This is a genomic window from Actimicrobium antarcticum, from assembly GCF_039536745.1.
GTDB lineage: Bacteria > Pseudomonadota > Gammaproteobacteria > Burkholderiales > Burkholderiaceae_D > Actimicrobium > Actimicrobium antarcticum.
Genome location: NZ_BAAAZE010000008.1, coordinates 920,240 through 934,384 on the forward strand (window position 1 = coordinate 920,240; position 14,145 = coordinate 934,384).

At 58.9% G+C, this 14,145-nt stretch carries 15 protein-coding genes; 7 read left to right on the top strand and 8 right to left on the bottom strand.

Translation table 11 applies throughout. From position 1 onward, the window contains the following. From ABD720_RS12160 to ABD720_RS12175, 4 genes are all read left to right on the top strand, one after another. On the top strand, positions 1-855 hold the full coding sequence (locus ABD720_RS12160; protein WP_344763554.1) for a carbon-nitrogen hydrolase family protein: 855 nt from the start codon (positions 1-3) through the stop codon (positions 853-855). A 73-nt stretch (positions 856-928) separates the two neighbouring features. Beyond that, positions 929-2,389: a metalloprotease TldD gene (gene tldD, locus ABD720_RS12165; RefSeq protein ID WP_344763555.1), complete on the top strand. Its 1,461-nt coding sequence runs from the start codon at positions 929-931 to the stop codon at positions 2,387-2,389. Between the two features lie 368 nt (positions 2,390-2,757). Further along, positions 2,758-3,825, top strand: a complete 1,068-nt coding sequence (gene aroG, locus ABD720_RS12170) for a 3-deoxy-7-phosphoheptulonate synthase AroG (RefSeq protein ID WP_344763556.1) — start codon at positions 2,758-2,760, stop codon at positions 3,823-3,825. Positions 3,826-3,965: 140 nt separating this feature from the next. Further along, positions 3,966-4,130, top strand: coding sequence for a helix-turn-helix domain-containing protein (locus tag ABD720_RS12175; protein ID WP_344763557.1), 165 nt, complete (start codon positions 3,966-3,968; stop codon positions 4,128-4,130). Between the two features lie 398 nt (positions 4,131-4,528). On the opposite strand, the gene ABD720_RS12180 is transcribed toward ABD720_RS12175, so the two are convergent. Next, positions 4,529-5,182 (bottom strand): retropepsin-like aspartic protease family protein, encoded by a 654-nt coding sequence (locus ABD720_RS12180; protein ID WP_344763558.1) that lies wholly within the window; start codon positions 5,180-5,182, stop codon positions 4,529-4,531. Positions 5,183-5,202: 20 nt separating this feature from the next. Then, the gene (locus tag ABD720_RS12185; RefSeq protein WP_344763559.1) at positions 5,203-5,688 is read right to left on the bottom strand and encodes a YajQ family cyclic di-GMP-binding protein; all 486 of its coding nucleotides are present in this window, start codon (positions 5,686-5,688) and stop codon (positions 5,203-5,205) included. A 139-nt stretch (positions 5,689-5,827) separates the two neighbouring features. Here ABD720_RS12185 and murB point away from each other — a divergent pair, with 139 nt between their 5' ends. Next, the gene (gene murB, locus ABD720_RS12190; protein WP_344763560.1) at positions 5,828-6,859 is read left to right on the top strand and encodes a UDP-N-acetylmuramate dehydrogenase; all 1,032 of its coding nucleotides are present in this window, start codon (positions 5,828-5,830) and stop codon (positions 6,857-6,859) included. A 63-nt stretch (positions 6,860-6,922) separates the two neighbouring features. Here murB and ppnP read toward each other — a convergent pair whose 3' ends face one another. From ppnP to ABD720_RS12220, 6 genes are all read right to left on the bottom strand, one after another. After that, positions 6,923-7,237, bottom strand: coding sequence for a pyrimidine/purine nucleoside phosphorylase (gene ppnP / locus ABD720_RS12195; protein WP_344763561.1), 315 nt, complete (start codon positions 7,235-7,237; stop codon positions 6,923-6,925). Between the two features lie 64 nt (positions 7,238-7,301). Next, positions 7,302-8,534 carry an argininosuccinate synthase gene (locus ABD720_RS12200; RefSeq protein ID WP_344763562.1) on the bottom strand — a complete coding sequence of 411 codons (1,233 nt, stop codon included), beginning with the start codon at positions 8,532-8,534 and terminating at the stop codon, positions 7,302-7,304. Positions 8,535-8,599: 65 nt separating this feature from the next. After that, a complete protein-coding gene (gene argF, locus ABD720_RS12205) occupies positions 8,600-9,511 on the bottom strand; it encodes an ornithine carbamoyltransferase (protein WP_344763563.1) in 912 nt (303 codons plus the stop codon). 184 nt (positions 9,512-9,695) lie between these two features. Continuing rightward, a complete protein-coding gene (rsgA, locus tag ABD720_RS12210; protein ID WP_344763565.1) occupies positions 9,696-10,604 on the bottom strand; it encodes a ribosome small subunit-dependent GTPase A in 909 nt (302 codons plus the stop codon). Positions 10,605-10,614: 10 nt separating this feature from the next. Continuing rightward, entirely contained in the window at positions 10,615-10,968 is a 354-nt protein-coding gene (locus ABD720_RS12215) for a 4a-hydroxytetrahydrobiopterin dehydratase (protein ID WP_344763566.1), read from the bottom strand. A gap of 12 nt (positions 10,969-10,980) precedes the next feature. Continuing rightward, positions 10,981-12,237, bottom strand: coding sequence for a M48 family metallopeptidase (locus tag ABD720_RS12220; protein WP_344763567.1), 1,257 nt, complete (start codon positions 12,235-12,237; stop codon positions 10,981-10,983). A gap of 56 nt (positions 12,238-12,293) precedes the next feature. Between ABD720_RS12220 and orn the strand changes: the two genes are divergently transcribed. Together orn and pcaF are read left to right on the top strand one after the other, a co-directional pair. Next, positions 12,294-12,872, top strand: coding sequence for an oligoribonuclease (gene orn / locus ABD720_RS12225; RefSeq protein WP_344763568.1), 579 nt, complete (start codon positions 12,294-12,296; stop codon positions 12,870-12,872). A gap of 36 nt (positions 12,873-12,908) precedes the next feature. After that, a complete protein-coding gene (gene pcaF, locus ABD720_RS12230) occupies positions 12,909-14,114 on the top strand; it encodes a 3-oxoadipyl-CoA thiolase (RefSeq protein WP_344763569.1) in 1,206 nt (401 codons plus the stop codon). The last annotated feature ends 31 nt before the right edge of the window (positions 14,115-14,145 follow it).

Genomic DNA, 14,145 nt, shown 5'->3' on the forward strand with positions numbered 1-14,145 from the left:
ATGGCCAGCACTCCACGCAATACCGACCTGTCCCGCCCCAGCGCCATTGCGAGCGCACCGTTCGCGCTCGCCGCCATTCAGATGGTCTCCACGCCATCGGTCGCGCACAACCTGCAGACGGCGCGCCGGCTGGTGGCCGAGGCTGCCGGACGGGGCGCGCAACTGGTGCTGTTGCCCGAATACTGGCCGATCATGGGCATGCATGAAACCGACAAGGTGGCACTGGCCGAATCAGCGCAAGGCGGGCCGATCCAGCAGTGCATGGCCGACATGGCGCGCGAGCATGGCATCTGGGTCATTGGTGGCACGCTGCCGATGGTGGCGACCGAAGCCGGCAAGATCCGCAACAGCACGCTGGTCTACAACCCGGCTGGCGAAGCCGTGGTGCGCTACGACAAGATCCATCTGTTCAGTTTTACCAAAGGCCAGGAGTCCTACGACGAAGCCCGCACCATCGCGCATGGCGCCGAGGTCACCACCTTCGAGGCTCCGTTCGGGCGGGTCGGACTGTCGGTCTGTTACGACCTGCGCTTTCCCGAGTTGTACCGGGCGATGGGACATTGCGCCCTGATCGTGGTGCCGGCGGCATTCACCTGGACCACCGGTCAGGCCCACTGGGAAATCCTGCTGCGTGCCCGTGCCATTGAAAACCAGTGCTACGTACTGGCCGCAGCCCAGGGCGGTCGCCACGAAAACGGCCGCCGCACCTGGGGCCACAGCATGCTGATCGACCCGTGGGGCGAGATCAAGGCCGTGCTGCCCGAAGGCGAGGGGGTTGTATTCGGCCAGATCGAACCCCATCATCTTGAGCAGGTGCGTATCAGTTTGCCTGCGCTGGAACATCGGCGACTTTGAGCTGGCCTGTGCGCTTCTTTACTTTTTCCCTGAACGCCGTGACTCCTGGCTCCCTTTTGAAAAGTGCCTTTTCATGAATCTGTTCGAACCGAATTTTTCCAATCTGGCAGTCGCGCGCGATGTCCTGCTGACACCGTTCGGACTCGACGAAGCCAAGCTGATCCGCGCAATCGGCACCATGTTCACCCACAAGGTCGATTATGCCGACCTGTATTTTCAGTCCACCCGCAGCGAAAGCTGGAGCCTGGAAGAAGGCATCGTCAAGACCGGCAGTTTTTCGATCGATCAGGGTGTCGGCGTGCGCGCGGTATCCGGTGAGAAGACTGCATTTGCGTACTCCGACGAGATTTCCGAACGCGCCTTGCTCGATGCCGCCGCTGCAACCCGCACCATCGCGCGTCAGGGTGCCGGAAAAATCAAGGTCGCTGGCGTCGCCCAGCCATCCGGTGGCCGCGCGTTGTATCTGCCGAATGATCCGCTGACCTCGCTCGACGCGACCGACAAGGTCAAGCTGCTCGAACGCATCGAGCGCATGGCCCGCGCGCGCGACCCGCGCGTGGTCCAGGTGATGGCTGGTCTGGCCGCCGAATACGATGTGGTGCTGGTGTTGCGCAGCGATGGTGTGCTGGCTGCCGATATCCGGCCGTTGGTGCGGTTGTCGATCACGGTCATCGCCGAACAGAATGGCCGTCGCGAAATGGGTTCGTCGGGCGGTGGCGGTCGTTTCAACTACGCCTATTTCAGCGAGGCGATGCTGGAAAAATACGCCGACGAAGCGGTCGATTCGGCGCTGGTCAATCTTGATGCACGGCCGGCACCGGCCGGACCGATGACCGTGGTGCTCGGACCCGGCTGGCCCGGCATCCTGCTGCACGAAGCCATCGGTCACGGTCTGGAAGGCGATTTCAATCGCAAGGGATCGAGTACCTTTGCCGGCATGATCGGTGAACGGGTAGCGGCCAAAGGCGTCACGGTGGTGGATGACGGTACGATTGCCGACCGGCGCGGTTCGCTCAACATGGACGACGAAGGCAATCCGACCCAGTGCACCACGCTGATCGAGGACGGTATCCTGAAGGGCTACATCCAGGACACGATGAATGCGCGTCTGATGAACATGCCGATCACCGGCAACGCCCGCCGCGAATCCTTTGCCCATCTGCCGATGCCGCGGATGACCAATACCTACATGCTGGGCGGCGACAAGGACCCGGCCGAGATTCTGGCCTCGGTCAAGAACGGCCTGTATGCGGTCAATTTTGGGGGTGGCCAGGTCGACATCACGAATGGCAAATTCGTATTTTCGGCCAGCGAGGCGTACATGATCGAAAACGGCAAAGTGACCTATCCGGTCAAGGGTGCCACGCTCATCGGCAATGGGCCGGATGTACTCAATCGGGTCTCGATGATCGGCAACGACATGCAGCTTGATTCCGGCGTGGGCGTCTGTGGCAAGGAAGGGCAAAGCGTGCCGGTCGGGGTCGGGCAACCAACGTTGCGTATCGATGGCGTGACGGTGGGTGGCACAGCCTGATGTGGTGCCTAGCGCTCTGCGCTGGTAGCGGAGAGCGGTTTTGCTGCCGCGTCAAGGATTAATCGCTTTCTGATGCTTGCCAAACAGCGCGAATTACTGCACTATCCTTCCACCGATCTACGCCACACATGAACCGCAGACACCATGTCACGTCACCACTTTTACTTTTATTTTTACTTTAGCGGTTCCAGCCCAACGGCGGTGGAAAAGCGGAAGGTTCACGTAAAAGCAAGTGCAACGTAACCCAACCAGATTCCTTAAAAACCGCCAGAGATGGCGGTTTTTTCATTTCCGGCCTCCGAACAGATTTTCCTTCTTACTCGTTCATTGTCGATTTCAATCAAACACTTTTATATCTGGAGAACACCATGCCCCGCACCGATGATTTGCGTATCCGAGAAATGAAAGAGCTGACCCCCCCCTCGCACCTGATTCGCGAGTTCGCCTGCTCCGATGTTGCCTCCACCGTGGCGGCCAATTCCCGCACCGCGTTGCACCGCATCCTGCACGGCCAGGATGACCGGGTCATGGTGGTGATCGGACCCTGCTCGATCCATGACACCAAAGCCGCGCTCGAATACGCTGCATTGCTGGCCAAGGCGCGCGAACAGTACGCCGGTGAGCTCGAAATCGTCATGCGCGTGTATTTCGAAAAACCGCGCACCACGGTGGGCTGGAAGGGCATGATCAACGATCCGTTCATGGACAACAGTTTCCGCATCAATGATGGCTTGCGGATGGCCCGTGAACTGCTGCTGAAAATCAATGAGCTCGGCCTGCCGGCAGGTACCGAATTCCTTGACGTGATCAGCCCGCAGTACATTGCCGACCTGATCAGCTGGGGCGCGATCGGTGCCCGCACCACCGAGTCCCAGGTGCATCGCGAACTGGCGTCCGGCCTGTCGTGTCCGGTCGGTTTCAAGAACGGTACCGATGGCAATATCAAGATCGCGGTGGACGCGATCAAGGCGGCATCGCAGCCACATCATTTCCTGTCGGTCACCAAGGGCGGCCATTCGGCGATCGTCTCGACCAATGGCAATGAAGATTGCCACATCATCCTGCGCGGCGGAAAAACCCCGAACTTCGACGCTGCCAGCGTCGACCTGGCCTGCAAGGATATCGCCGCCAATGGCCTGGCATCGCGCCTGATGATCGATGCATCACACGCCAACAGCAGCAAGAATCCGGCGAACCAGATACCGGTCTGCGCTGACATTGCACGCCAGATCGCCGGTGGTGACCATCGCATCGTCGGCCTGATGATCGAGTCGCATCTTGTGGCTGGACGGCAGGATTTGATTCCTGGCAAAGAGCTGGTCTACGGGCAATCCGTGACCGATGGCTGTATCAGCTGGGATGACAGTCTAGGTGTGCTGGAGGGATTGGCGCAGGCGGTCAGGCAGCGGCGTCATGTCAAGGATCCGGACGCGTGATACGGGATGGTGTGCTGAGGTAAGTGATCACCTTGCGAAGCAAACGCGCCAGGCGACATCGCGGGTATCGATGTTGCTGGCGCGTTCCAGGGTCGTTAGATGACTTTCGCGAGGTTGCTGTGCTGAAGGGAATGAATGAGATGGCTGAAAAACTGACAACTTACGATCCCGCCGAGGATTTAATTTCAGACGAAGCGATGATAACTTTCATTGCGGAAGCGTTTGAGACTAACAATTCCGGTTATGTCGCACACGCGCTTGGTGTCGTTGCGCGTGCGAAGGGTATGGAGAAATTTCCCGAGTAAATTTGCTTTGTCGCAGAACAGTCTGTAGGTTGAGCTGCGAAAGCAGCCCTTTCAAGGTGTTCGTCGGGTCGCAAATTTCACCACGCAAACCCCCAGCTGTAGGTTGGGCTGCAAAGCCCAACATGCGTCAAGTCCCGTAAACGGTCGGTACAAGCGGAAGCGGTTTCGCTGCGTCGGGCAATGACTGGCTTGATGCTTCGAAGCGCTAACAACTTCCGCTACCGACTACCGTACAACAAACTCGCAGGAAGCTTGACGCATGTTGGGCTTGGCAGCCCAACGATTCGGCAACGTCACCGTCGCTGTTTTTGCTGTCCGACGCCTACCTTGAAAGGGCTGGCTTCGCAGCACAACATGCGTCAAGCTTCCTGCACTGCATGCCCCACCGACCAACAGCCTCAATACCGCTTGGTCAACACCATCTGTTCCCCATCCCGCTGCATCGTGGTCCGGTTCAAAAACGACATTCCCAGTAACGCAAACGGCAATCCCTGCTCCTGTACCAGCGCATCGACCTGGCTCAGTTCGATGTCGCCGACACGTACGCTGTTGATGCGCACCAGATAGACCGGCACCGCGCCATTGGCGGTATTGGACATGACGCGCTGCCCGCTCTTGTAATCGATGCCAAGTCGACGTGCATCCTGACTCGACAGCGTGATCATGCTGGCGCCGGTGTCGACCAGCATCGGTAAGCTCAGACCGTTGATTTTTCCTTGCGCCATGAAGTGACCACGGCCGTCGGCTTGCAAGGTCACGCTGGCAGAACCAGTCGATGCCGTATTGCTGCTGGCATGCGTGCCGATACCGAGTAGCAGGCGCTTGCCATGATCATCGAACGACGCTGTCGTATCGCTCGCACCGGTTAGGCGCAGGCCATCGGCGATGATGGTGCCGACCGTGTAGGTGCGCGGCGCGGCACCATTAAGTATGAGTACCGCTTTGCCCGGAAACAGGCCGACCACGCCGATTGACTCCGCCCACGCTGTCGAGCCGGACAGGCAAAAAGCCAGTATCGTCAGGGCGCGGGTCGGGACGGCGGATCGGATCATACCTGCGAAATCTGTATGGATCAGTCGCGGAAGTTGTTGAATTCCAGCGGCAATTCGGGCACGTCCTTGCGCAGGGCAGCCATGGCTGCCTGCAGGTCATCGCGCTTGGCACCAGTGATGCGCACTGCGTCGCCCTGGATGCTGGCCTGAACTTTCATCTTGCTATCCTTGATCAGGCGCACGATTTTTTTTGCGGCGTCGGATTCGATGCCGTTCTTGATCTTGATGACTTGCTTGACCTTGTCGCCGCCAATTTTTTCGATTTTTCCAAGGTCCAGAAAACGCAGGTCGACATTGCGCTTCGCGAGCTTGTTGTTGAGGACATCGCGGACCTGGCTGAGCTGGAAATCGGCATCGGCATAGGCGGTCAGTTCAAGTTCTTTTTGTTCGATGCGGGCATCGCTGCCCTTGAAGTCGAAGCGGGTGGTGATTTCCTTGTTGGATTGCTCGACGGCATTCTTGACTTCGACAGTGTTGGCTTCGGAGATAACATCAAACGAGGGCATGGCGGGTTCCTTGTGACGGGCGCGTTGGCGCCACTAAAAATGGTGCTGTGAAATCGTATAAATCATTCATTGCGCTAGGCCCATTTTAACGGACAAAAAAATGGGTGGCTATGCGTCCGGCATTGATAAACTGCGCGTCATGCCTTCTTCACTCTCGATCACACACAATTTCCCGTTGCGCTTGCACAATACCTTTGGCATTGCGGCCAGCGCCGATGCCTATTTGCCGGTGCGTTCGGCGGCCGACCTGCACGCGCTGATCGCCAATCCGTTCCTGGCGGACTTGCCCAGGCTGGTGCTCGGTGGCGGTAGCAATATCGTCCTGCGGGGCGACTTTCACGGCCTGGTGCTGCACAGCTGCAGCCGCGGCATCGCCATCGTCGGCGAGACCGCCAGCCATACGTTGGTGCGCGCTGCCGCCGGCGAATCGTGGCACGCGCTGGTGCTCTGGACGCTGGCGCATCAACTGGGCGGACTGGAAAATCTCTCGCTGATTCCCGGCAGCGTCGGTGCCGCGCCGATCCAGAATATTGGCGCCTACGGTGTCGAAATGGAATCCTGCTTTCACTCACTGACCGCCTTCGATCTGCAGGATGGCACGCTATTCACGCTGGACCGGGCTGGCTGCGCATTCGGTTACCGTGACAGCATCTTCAAGCACGACTTGCGTGACCGTGCCGTGATCCTGGATGTGACGTTTGCGCTGCCGCGAAACTGGACGCCAGAGTTACGCTATGCCGAACTGGCGAATGAACTCGCACAATCCGGCGATGGCACCCCACCAAACATGCGGCAGGTCAGCGACGCGGTCATCGCCATCCGCCGGCGTAAGTTGCCCGATCCGGCAGTGATCGGCAACGCCGGCAGTTTTTTCAAGAATCCGCTGGTCACGCGGGCGCAGCGCGATGCGTTGCTGATAGCGCATCCTGCGCTGGTCAGCCATGATCAACCGGATCGCAGCGCCAAACTGGCAGCAGGCTGGTTGATCGATCAGTGTGGCTGGAAAGGCCGGGCGCTGGGTGCGGCCGGCGTTTATGAAAAGCAGGCGCTGGTGCTGGTCAATCTTGGCGGGGCGAAAGGTGAGGATGTACTGCGTCTGGCGCAAGCGATCCAGCAGGATGTGCTGCAGAAGTTTGGCGTGACGCTGGAGCCGGAACCGATTTTTGTCTGACAAGATGGCGAGCCGTGATATCGGCCCGCCACCGGATGTTTCAATTTATTTGGTCAACCAGCATCAACCAAAGTGGCAAACATAATCCAGCGTGTCGATCGTCTCGATCTCGAAGCTGGAGTTACCCGCCACGTCAAACTGCTGACCACCTTCATAGGTCTGCCACTCGCTCTGTCCGGCCAGCTTGATACGGCATTTGCCGGCAGTGATTTCCATGATTTCCGGTGCGCCGGTGCTGAAGGTCAGCGACGACGGGAAAATTACGCCCAGAGTTTTTTTGGTGCCATCGGCGAACAGGATGGTGTGCGAGACGCACTTGCCATCGAAATACAGATTGGCTTGCTTCTTGACGGTGACGTTATCGAACTGGTCGGACATGGCGGGCTTTCAATAAAATGGTTAAAAAAAAGCGGCCCGCGGGCCGCTTCATAGTGAAGTCGCGTTACGAGCTACGCTTGTCGCGCGCAATTGCCGCGATGCGCATGCGCAAGGCGTTGAGCTTGATGAAGCCGCCAGCATCGGCCTGGTTGTACGCGCCGCCGTCTTCGTCGAAGGTCGAGATCATCATGTCGAACAGCGAATCAGTCTTGGAGTCGCGCGAGACCACGATCACGTTGCCTTTGTACAGTTTCAGACGGACCCAGCCATTGACGCATTGCTGGGTATGGTCGATCAGTGTTTGCAGTGCCACGCGCTCCGGCGACCACCAGTAACCGTTATAAATCATCGATGCGTAGCGCGGCATCAGGTCATCTTTCAGATGCGCGACTTCGCGGTCCAGCGTGATCGATTCGATCGCACGGTGGGCGCGCAGCATGATGGTGCCGCCCGGGGTTTCGTAGCAGCCGCGTGACTTCATGCCGACGTAGCGGTTTTCGACCAGGTCGAGACGACCGATGCCATGCTTGCCGCCGAGGCGGTTCAGTTCGGTCAGTACCACGGCCGGCGTCATGCGCACACCGTTCAAGGCAACGATGTCGCCTTTTTCGTATTCGATATCGAGGTACTCGGCCTGGTCCGGTGCGGCTTCCGGGCTGACGGTCCAGCGCCACATGGCTTCTTCTGCTTCGGCGCTCGGGTTTTCGAGGTGACGGCCTTCGAAACTGATGTGCAGCAGGTTGGCATCCATCGAGTACGGCGCGCCACCATTCTTGTGCTTCATGTCGACGGCGATACCGGCGTCTTCTGCGTATTTCAGGAGTTTTTCGCGGGACAGCAAATCCCATTCACGCCATGGCGCAATGATCTTCACGTGCGGCATCAGCGCATAGGCACCGAGTTCGAAACGGACCTGGTCATTGCCCTTGCCGGTGGCGCCGTGCGAGATCGTATCAGCACCGCTTTCGCGGGCGATCTCGATGAGGCGCTTGGCGATCAGCGGACGCGCGATCGAGGTGCCGAGCAGGTATTCGCCTTCGTAGACGGTATTGGCACGGAACATCGGGAAGACGAAGTCGCGGACGAACTCTTCGCGCACGTCATCGATATGGATGTTCTCCGGCTTGATGCCGAATTTCAGTGCCTTCTGGCGTGCCGGTTCCAGTTCTTCGCCCTGACCGAGGTCGGCGGTGAAGGTGACGATTTCGCACTGGTAATTATCTTGCAACCATTTCAGGATGACCGAGGTGTCCAGGCCACCGGAATACGCCAGTACGACTTTCTTGATATCGCTCATTTTTTTCTCTTCCTTGGATCAACAATGTTTGTTTGGTGTGTGCGCCGCGTCGTGTTCAGGCACGCTTAAACTCGCCCGATGACCAGAAATTCGAGCAGGGCTTTTTGTACATGCAGCCGGTTTTCTGCTTCATCCCAGACCACCGATTGCGGACCGTCGATGACCTCGGCGGCGACTTCCTCGCCACGGTGGGCGGGCAGGCAATGCATGAACAGGGCGTCTGGTTGCGCGCGCTGCATCTTGGCGGCATCGACGATCCAGCCATCGAAGGCTTTCACACGCGCCACGTTTTCTTCTTCGTAACCCATGCTGGTCCAGACGTCGGTGGTCACCAGATGGGCGCCGTCACAGGCCTCGGCCGGATTGGCGAACAGGGTATAGCGGGTATTGGTGGGCGACACCAGCGCCGCATCGATGTCATAGCCGGCCGGTGTCGAGACATTGACATGGAAGCCAAATACTTCCGCTGCCTGCAGCCAGGAATACAGCATGTTGTTGGCATCGCCGATCCACGCCACGGTCTTGCCCGCGATCGAACCGCGTTGTTCGATGAAGGTAAAGACGTCGGCCAGCACCTGGCAGGGATGATGTTCATTGGTCAGGCCGTTGATGACCGGCACGCGCGAATTGGCGGCGAAGCGGTCGATGATGTCCTGGCCGAAGGTACGCACCATGATGATGTCGCACATGCGTGACATGACCTGTGCGGCATCTTCGACCGGCTCACCGCGGCCAAGCTGGCTGTCGCGGGTATTGAGGTAAATGGCGGCGCCACCGAGCTGGTGCATGCCGGCTTCGAAGGACAAACGGGTACGGGTCGAATTTTTTTCGAACACCATCACCAGCGTGCGGTCGATCAGCGGATGGTAGGGCTCGTAATTCTTGAATTTTTGTTTGATGAAGCGAGTGCGTTCGATGACGTACTCGAACTCATCCAGTGTGAAGTCGGAAAACTGCAGGAAATGTTTGATGGTCATAGTTGAACACGACGCGGACAACGCTGCCGAGTGCCGAAAGGGTAACGGGCAATTATAAAGGATAGGGTGCCGGAAATGCCGTTTCGGGTTGCGCGCAGCAAGTCTTGCTGCCCGGATGAATTTCCATTCCGGGCAGGTTGTTGATTTTTGTCAAAGTGAAAGTGCCTGGGGCCGACCCCGCGCCTTAGTACAACTTCTGCGACGACTCATGCAGCAACTGCACGTACAGCGCATGCCGGTACGGCAATATCTCGCCCGCCGCCAGCGCCGCCAGAACCGCGCAACTTGGCTCGGTCAGATGGTGGCAGTTGTAGTACTTGCACTTGCCCAGCAAGGCCTCGAATTCCGGGAATGCGCGCTCCAGCATGCCTTCCGACAGATGATACAAACCGAATTCCTGGAAACCCGGCGAATCAATGATCGCGGTATCGGTGCCAGTGCCGGTGTTGTAGAGCCGCGTGAAGGTGGTGGTGTGCTTGCCGGTATCGAGCGCGGCAGAAATCTCGCGCACCGCGATGTCGGCATCCGGTACCAGCAGGTTGATCAGCGACGACTTGCCCATGCCGGACTGGCCGATCAGGATGGTCGATTGGCCTTGCAGCAGCGGCGCCAGCGTGGCGACGGCGGCTTCCGGCGCGGCGCGGGCCGAGACTTCGTGGACCGGATAGCCCAGCCTTGCGTACTGCGCCAGACGCTGGCGGGTTTTGGCCAGCGATTCGGTGACATCGATCTTGTTCAGGATCAGATGCGCCTGGACGCCGGCGGCTTCAGCCGCCACCAGTGAGCGCGATACCAGATCATCCGAGAAGCCCGGCTCGGTCGCCACCACGATGAATAGCTGGGTGACGTTGGCAGCGAGCAGTTTCGATTTGTACTGGTCGGAGCGGTACAGCAGCGAGTTGCGTTCGGTAATCGATTCGATCACGCCCTGGTTCGGCGAGGTCATCGCCACGCGCACGACGTCGCCAACGGCGACATCGCTTTTCTTGCCGCGGGTGACGCATTGCAATTTGATCGCATCGGTTTGCGCCAGATAGTGGCGCCCGTGTGCGGCGATGATGGTGGCGCTGATCAGTTCGGGCGGAGTTGCCATGGGGTGCAAATCAGGCAAACGATTGCTGGAAAATCGCATCGACCTTGGCCGCGCAAATGAAGTCGTTTTCCGAAATGCCACCCTTGCCGGCATTGACCGAGTGGGTATTGAATTTGACGATACAGCGGTTGTAGGTCACTACCAGTTCCGGATGATGGTCTTCGGCATGGATCACGTAGGCAATCGCGTTGATGAAGGCCAGCGTTTCATAGTAGTTCTTGAAATCGAAACTGCGCATGATCGCGCCATCGGTCAGGCTCCAGCCGCCGATCAGCGCCAGGTGCGCGGTGATTTGCTCCGGTGTGAAGGCTGCAACGGTGGGCAGGCATTTTTTTTCAAGCAAGTCGGTCAAGGTCGTTGTCATGGTGGTCCTGTTTCAGCTGGCAAGCAGCTTGTTGATCCGCGCGGTAGCCGGCGGATGTGAATCATAAAAGGCGGAGTGCAACGGGTCGGGCGTGAGCGTCGAGGCATTGTCTTCGTACAGTTTGACCAGCGCCGACACCAGGTCGCGTGCATCGGTATGGGTGGCGGCAAAGGCATCGGCCTCGAACTCGTGCTTGCGCGAACTGATCGAGGTCAGCGGCCCGAACACGAAGGTGAATACCGGCAGCACCATCATGAACAGGATCAGCGCCATCGCATCATTGCTGATGACCGGATTGGGCTCGACGCCGAGGCCGGTATAGAACCAGATTTGCGTCTTCAGGTAGCCCAGCAGAGCCAGGAAACCCAGCGACAGCGTGAACATCATCGCGATGCGCTTGATGATGTGTTTCAGCTTGAAGTGACCCAGTTCATGGGCCAGCACCGCTTCGATTTCCTGCGGTGCCAGGCGCGCCAGCAAGGTATCGAAAAACACGATGCGCTTGGCCGCGCCAAAGCCGGAAAAGTAGGCATTGCCGTGCGCACTGCGCTTCGACCCGTCCATCACGAACAAGCCCTGTGAGGCAAAGCCGACGCGCTGCATCAGGCCTTCGATGCGGGTGCGCAGGCTTTCATCGGCCAGTGGCGTGAATTTGTTGAACAGCGGTGCGATCACGGTCGGATACAGCACCAGCATCAGCAACTGAAAACCGCTCCAGACCAGCCAGGCATACAGCCACCACAGCGCACCGGATTTTTCCATCAGCGTCAGGATCACCCAGACCAGCGGCAGACCGATCGCGGCACCCAGTACCGTGGCCTTGGCGATGTCGGCAAAGAACAGGCCGGGCGTCATCTTGTTGAAACCGAAGCGCTGCTCCAGCACGAACTGCTTGTAGTAGTCGAACGGCAAATCGATCAGGCCGGAGATGCCCGCAAACGCTGCCAGCAAGGCGAGCTGGAACACCATGCCCGCGCCGGTGATGGACAGCAGGGTCACTGACAGCCACTGCAAACCGCCCAGCAGCGTAAAGCCCATCAGCACCACGCTGCTCACGACCAGCATCAGCAGGCCGAAGCGGGTTTTGGCGATCGTATAGTCCGCTGCTTTCTGATGCGAGGCGAGGGCGATCTTTTCGGCAAACTGGGGTGGTACGGTATTGCGATTGGCGGCGACATGACGCATCTGGCGTGCCCCCAGCCAGAATCGCAGGGCGACTGTGAGCAGCAAAACGCTGACAAACAAAATTGAAAACCCGAATGAAGCCATGCTTTTCCTGTGAGAAAATGGGTCGCTGAAAAAAGCCAACCCGAAGGGAATCGATTATGTCACAACCCACCGAGGCGCAAACAGCGCCACTGCGCACCAACGAATTCAACCTGGTCTGGCTCGACATGGAAATGACCGGCCTCGAACCGGACACCGACCGCATCATCGAAGTCGCCGTGGTGGTCACCGATTCTGACCTGAATATCATCGGCCAGGGACCGGTCTTTGCGATCCATCAATCCGACGCCGCGCTCGATGGCATGGATGCCTGGAACAAGGGTACCCATGGTCGTTCCGGCCTGATCGAACGCGTCAAGGCATCGACCGTGACCGAAGCCGAAGCTGAAGACGCGCTGATCGCTTTCCTGAAAGACTACGTCCCCGCCGGCAAATCACCGATGTGCGGCAATTCGATTTGCCAGGATCGCCGCTTCATGGCGCGCGGCATGCCGAAACTCGAAGCATTCTTCCATTACCGCAACCTTGATGTCTCGACACTCAAAGAACTGTGCAAGCGCTGGAAGCCGGAGCTGGCAAGCGGTTTCAAGAAGCACCAGAAGCATACTGCGCTGGCCGACATCATTGAATCGATCGAAGAATTGCGCTACTACCGTGAGCATTTCATTAAAATGTAACGGCTGATCCGATCAACGCTTCCTCCTCGGAAAATCATGTTCACTCAAGCCTTCATCTGCGATGCCATTCGCACCCCCTTCGGCCGCTACGGCGGCAGCCTTTCCTCGATCCGTGCCGATGACCTTGGCGCCATTCCGCTGGCGGCGCTGATGGTGCGCAACCCCTCGGTCGATTGGGAGCAAGTCAATGACGTGCTGTACGGTTGTGCCAACCAGGCCGGTGAAGACAACCGCAATGTGGCACGTATGTCGTCGCTGCTGGCCGGTTTGCCGGTCGGCGTGGCGGGTGCCACCATCAACCGCCTGTGCGGGTCGGGACTGGACGCGATCGGATCGGCAGCGCGCGCGATTCGCTCGGGCGATGCCTGCATGATGATTGCTGGCGGCGTCGAATCGATGAGCCGTGCGCCGTACGTGATGGGCAAGTCCGACACCGCGTTTTCGCGCGATACCAAGCTGTTCGACACCACCATCGGCTGGCGCTTCGTCAACAAGCTGATGAAGGCGCAATACGGCATCGATTCGATGCCCGAGACTGCCGAAAACGTCGCGACCGAATTCGGCATCGATCGCCTGTCGCAGGACCGGATGGCATTGAACTCGCAGCGCAAGGCGCTGGCGGCGCAGCTGCGCGGGTTTTTTGAAACTGAAATCACGCCGGTCACGCTGGCCCAGAAAAACGGCGAACCGCTCATCTTCACCGAAGACGAACACCCGCGTGCGACCACCGTCGACGCACTCGCCAGACTCAAACCCATCGTGCGTCCGGATGGCACTGTGACAGCCGGCAATGCCTCCGGCATCAATGACGGTGCCTGTGCGCTGTTGCTAGCGGACGAACGCACGGCCCACAAAAACGGCCTGACACCGAAAGCCCGCGTGATCGCAATGGCCACGGCTGGCGTGCCGCCACGCATCATGGGCATCGGTCCGTCGCCGGCCACGCGCAAGGTGCTGGTGCAGGCCGGCATGACGCTGGATCAGATGGATGTGATCGAACTCAACGAAGCCTTCGCTGCACAGGGGCTGGCAGTGATGCGCGATCTGGGCTTGCAGGATGACGACCCGCGTGTCAATCCGAACGGTGGTGCGATTGCGCTTGGTCATCCGTTGGGTGCGTCCGGCGCGCGGTTGGTGACGACTGCCATCAATCAGCTGCAGCAGACGCAAGGGCGATTTGCGTTGTGTACGATGTGCATAGGGGTGGGGCAAGGGATTGCGCTGATCATTGAGCGGGTTTGATGCGGTAGCGATGCCGGTATCGCATGCCCTG